A 4,800-nucleotide genomic window follows, 5' to 3' on the forward strand; every position below is an offset into this window, starting at 1 on the left:
TCCGGCGACGATGCGCACGGGCTCAACCACGGCTGGGGCGGTTTCCGCCCCCGGTGTCACACGGGGCGGACGTTCCGCCAGCCCTGCGGCATCCAGCCGGGGCGGCAGCGCGCGGGCGGGCAGGCTGTCGACAAATCCCAATGCCACGGCAGCCGGATCTGCGGGGCTCAGCGCCGGGCGCACGCGCGGCGCGGGCCGCTCCGCCCGGCTGGCCGGCAAATCCGTCATCGCCATCTCGGTCGGTGCCGCGAACAGGTATCCCATCGCGCGCGAGGTCACGACATAGCCCGCCGTGGCGGCCACGCAGGTCGACACGACCAACGCCGCGATCACGGCATTGGGGCTGTCCAACACGGGGCCGATCCGGCCCGCAATCTGCGCCTTCACCGAGGCGATCACTGTCCCGTTCATGCTCTCGGCCTACGCGCAAAAGGTGAATTTAACAATAAAGCGCCTGCAAGCATTGAGCCACGCGGCCCCGCCTTGGCGGAAACCCGCGCAAATCGGGTCGCCCCCGGCGCGAAACCGCCCGGTCGCCCGCGGCGCTCAGATCGAGGTCTTCTTGAAGATCCCCTCCGGGATCGCCTTGATCACCGCCATCACCAGCCGCCAGATGCGCCGCACATGGATCACGTCGCGGCCCTTTTCGACCGCCGCAAGAATGGCGCGCCCGACCTCGTCGGGCTGCGCCAGAAGCGGCCCCGGCAGATCCATCCCCTCCGTCATCTTCGTCGCCACGAAACCGGGCAGCACCGTCACCACATGCACGCCGCGCCCCGCCAACCGGTTGCGCAGCCCAGACAGGTAGGCGGTGAACCCCGCCTTGGCGCTGCCGTAGATGTAATTCGACGCCCGCCCGCGTTCCCCCGCGACCGAAGATATGCCGACGATCGTGCCCGATCCCCGCGCCTCCATCCGGTTGGCCAGAACGCCCAGCAGGCTCGCCGGCCCCTCGAAATTCGAGCGGAACACAAGTGCCGCGCGACGCATGTCGCCCGCGTTCTCATCCTGATCGCCCATCAGCCCCACGGCGCAGATCGCCACCATCGGCAGGTCCGGCAGGCGCGCCACAACATCCTCGTGGCTCTCCACCTCCAGCGCATCGACCGCGTGCAGGCTCACCGCCACGCCATAGCGCGTTTCCAGATCGGCCCGGTCCGCCTCCAGCCGCGCGGGATCGCGCGCGGCCAGCTGGATCGCGCAGCCCCGCGCGGCAAAGGCCCGCGCACAGGCCCGCGCGATATCCGACCCCGCACCAAGGATCAGGACCGGCCCCTTCACCGCGCCGCTCACAGGCCCAGCCTCTCGGATTGCGCGGAAACAAACAGCCCCGCCGCCCCGCTCCGCTCCCGCATTGCCCTGAACGCCGCCACGCGCGGATCTGCCGCCTCCATGACCGCGCGCGGCATCCGCGCATCCTTGGCCAGATAGAACCGCCCCCCGTGGTCGAGCGTGATCGCGTCCAGTCTCTCCATCAGCTTCAGGCTCCGGTCATTTGCGGGAAAATCCAGCGCCAGCGTATAGCCCGCCATGGGAAAGGAAAACCGCCCCCGTTCCGCCCCGAACCGCTTGAGCACCGACAGGACCGACGCCTCCCCCGAGGCCGCGATGGCACCCAGCAGGGCCGCCATGCCGGGTCTCGCCGCCTCTTGCGGCAGGGCGCATTGGAATTGCACGAACCCCGCCCGCCCATAGCCCCTGTTCCAGTCAAGGATCGCGTCGAGCGGATAGAAATAGCTGTCCCAATCCACCAGCCGCGGCCCGGGCTTCCTGCGTCCGTTCCAATAATAGCCCGCATTGAACACACGCCGCGTCACCCCGTTGAGCGCGGCGGCCGGCAGATCAACAGGCAGGCGCAGCACGGGCTTTTTCGGCGTGGCAAAGGGCTTGCGGCGCTTCTCGCGCGGCAGATCCTCCAGCCTCGCGTGACGGCCCAGCATCACCAGCCCCCGGCCCATCATCGCGCCTTGCGTCACGCAATCGAGCCATGCCACCGAATAGGGCGCATCATTCGTCGCCTCCATCATGTCGATCGTGGCCGCCAGCGTCTGCGTCGCCCGCATGTCCTGCACGATCCAGCCCGTCTCGACCGGCCTCAGCCGGATCTGCGCCCGCAAGATCACACCGGTCAGACCCATCCCGCCGACCGTCCAGTCAAACAGGTCCGATCCCGCTTCGGCACGGGCGATCTTGCCATCCGCGCCCATCACCTCCACCCAATCGACAAAGGCGCCGAACCCGCCGTCCAGATGGTGGTTCTTGCCATGGACATCGGCCGCAATGGCCCCGCCAAGGCTCACGAATTTCGTCCCCGGCGTGACGGCGGGAAACCAACCCCTCGGCAAAAAGGCCGCGATCACATCGGCCAAAAGCACGCCGGCCTCCGCCACCAGAACGCCGCGCACCGGGTCAAAGGACAGCATCCTGTCCATCCCCCGCATGTCGAGCGTCAGCCCCGGGCTGACCGCGCTGTCACCATAGGCCCGCCCATTGCCCCGCGCGATCAGCGGCCCACCCGCCAAGGCCGCCGCTACATCCGCCTCGCCCCGCGCTTTCGCGACCCGCGTCTCGACGGGCCGGAACCGCCCCCATCCCGAAAGCCGCGTCATGCAGCAGCCTCCACCCGGAACACGAACCGCCGGTCCAGCAGGTATTTCGTGACATAGCCCACCGACAGGCCCAGAACCGCGCCCGCCTCCCGCGCCAGATCCGTGCCCCAAGCCAGCCAGAACACCGTTTCCGTCACCCAAAAGATCGCGGTCGTCACCAATCCCATGGCCGCATAAAGCGCGAATTGCGCGCCTTGCGCCCGTGCGCCCGTGGTCCGGTCGTAAAAGATCCACCGCTTGTCGAGCGCGTATTTCACCACCAGCCCCACACCCGTGCCCACCGCCATCGCCAGCACCAGGGCCGATCCCTCGACCGTATCGAAACCCGCCAGAACCAGCCGCTGCGCGCCAAGATTGGCCAGCGTCGCCACCACCGCGAACCCCGCGTAGCGCAAAACCAGCGCCGCGCCCTTGGGCCGCCCGGTCACAACACCACCGCCAGCACAGTGAAGACCGCCATCAGCACGATCACCTTGCGGCTCGTCCGCGTCTCCAGCGCCCAGACCAGCGGGTCATCGTGCATCTCGCCGCGCCCGGCCACCAGAACCATCCGGCTGATCCAGAACAAAAGCAGCGGGCACACCCCCCACAACATCCACGGCGCGCCGAATTTCTCCTGCACCACCGGCTCGTCGATATAAAGCGCCAGCACCAGCACCGCGAGATAGCCCGAGGCGACCGCCATCTGGCTCAAGAGGCTCCGATCCTCCACCCGGTAGCCGCGCCGCGACACCGCGCGCCCCGCCGCCTGCAGATCGGTCAGCTCCGCCAACCGCTTGATCGCCGCCAGCGAGAAAAACAGGAACATCGACACCGCCAAAAGCCAGACCGACAAATCCACCCCGATGGCCACACCCCCCGCCACGATCCTCAGCGTGAAGAGCGTCGCCAACATGCAGATATCGACGATGCTGTGCCGCTTCAGCCGCACCGAATAGGCCATGGTCGCCCCGAAATAGAGCGCGACAACCCCCAACAGCAGCGCATTCTGCACCGCCGCCACCGCCAAACCCGCCAGCAACAGCACCGGAAACAGCGCACTCCCCAGCCACGCGGACAGCGCGCCCGAGGCAAAGGGGCGCATCCTTTTGCGCGGATGGCTGCGGTCATCGGCCAGATCCAGCAGATCGTTCAGCACATATCCCGCCGATGCCGTCAGGCTCAGCGCGACAAAGGCCACCAACGCCGCCATCAACGTGGGCAGGTCAAAGGCGAGGTCCGCGATCATCGGCACGAAAACCAGCGCGTTCTTGGCCCATTGATGCGGCCTGACCGCGCGCCAGATCGCGGCCCCCCGGCCCGGGTCGCGCGGCAGATGCTCGACCTCGCCCGCCGCTTGCGCCTCCAGCCGGGCGCGCACGGCAGGGCTCGCATTCACGCTGATCGCTCGCGCCGCACCTGCCCAGACCGGCAGGTCGGCGGCACTGTCGCCCATGTAGACATGGCCCGCTTTTCCATAGCGTTCCGCAAGAAACCGCGCCTTTTCCGCCCCCTTCAGGTTGGTCGTTCCGGTCGTTCCATGCACCTCGTCGAACAGGCCCAGATGGTCCGCGATCCGCTGCGCCAATCTCTCGTCCGTCGCCGTCACCAGCGCCGTCCGCCCGCCTGCCGCGCGCCAGTCCGTGAGCTTCGCGATCACCCGCGCATCATAGGGCAGGGTGGCGGGCAAGAGGCGTGTACGCTCCGCCAGCGCGGCCTTCAGCGCCGCGCGCCCCTGCATCAGGCTCGACAAGATCGCGGGCAGGCTGCGCGGCTCGCGCCCGATCACGTCCCAAAAGGTCTCGTGCAGCATGTCCGACCGCAACAGTGTGCCGTCCAGATCGACGACCAGCACCGGCAGGTCGCGATCCTCGGTCCCTTGACCTGTCTGGCGCGGTTCGGGTCGCACGCTCGGTCGAATTCCCTTGCGTTTTCAATCGTTCGAACCCTGCACCAGCCCCATGACTATTGCCAGTGCTTTCTGGACGGTCTCGACGCTCGACAGGCTCGCGCGCCACGCGCTAGGCTGCGGGCGTGTACCCTCGCCGCCAAGGACTGACAGCCGTGCCCGATCCCGTGACCCGTGCCTTCCTGCCCCCCGTTCTTTTCGCCGCCCTGCTCCTGTCCGTCGCGCCGATGGCCACCGCGCAACAAGCCACGCCCGCCGCCCCGGCGGACAACGCCGAAACCGAGGCCGTGCGCCTCGCCGCCG

General features: G+C 68.3%; 5 protein-coding genes. All 5 read right to left on the reverse strand.

The window, feature by feature from the left end:
* A partial coding sequence (locus QQK63_RS17650) for a hypothetical protein (protein ID WP_284283260.1) occupies nucleotides 1-411 on the reverse strand: 411 nt, incomplete at its 3' end.
* 135 nt (nucleotides 412-546) lie between these two features.
* Nucleotides 547-1,293, reverse strand: a complete 747-nt coding sequence (locus tag QQK63_RS17655; protein WP_277828712.1) for an SDR family oxidoreductase — start codon at nucleotides 1,291-1,293, stop codon at nucleotides 547-549.
* Nucleotides 1,290-2,609 (reverse strand): FAD-binding oxidoreductase, encoded by a 1,320-nt coding sequence (locus QQK63_RS17660; RefSeq protein ID WP_277828711.1) that lies wholly within the window; start codon nucleotides 2,607-2,609, stop codon nucleotides 1,290-1,292. Before QQK63_RS17660 ends, QQK63_RS17655 begins: the two co-directional genes overlap by 4 nt.
* Entirely contained in the window at nucleotides 2,606-3,037 is a 432-nt protein-coding gene (locus QQK63_RS17665) for a GtrA family protein (protein WP_277828710.1), read from the reverse strand. Before QQK63_RS17665 ends, QQK63_RS17660 begins: the two co-directional genes overlap by 4 nt.
* The gene (locus tag QQK63_RS17670; RefSeq protein WP_277828709.1) at nucleotides 3,034-4,497 is read right to left on the reverse strand and encodes a UbiA family prenyltransferase; all 1,464 of its coding nucleotides are present in this window, start codon (nucleotides 4,495-4,497) and stop codon (nucleotides 3,034-3,036) included. Before QQK63_RS17670 ends, QQK63_RS17665 begins: the two co-directional genes overlap by 4 nt.
* Between the last annotated feature and the right edge of the window lie 303 nt (nucleotides 4,498-4,800).

Source organism: Roseicyclus marinus, assembly GCF_030163795.1.
GTDB lineage: Bacteria > Pseudomonadota > Alphaproteobacteria > Rhodobacterales > Rhodobacteraceae > Roseicyclus > Roseicyclus marinus.

Coding starts and splice junctions, on each gene's coding strand:
- QQK63_RS17660 (WP_277828711.1), bottom strand. CDS start 2,609: ATGACGCGGCTTTCGGGATGGGGGCGGTTCCGGCCCGTCGAGACGCGG.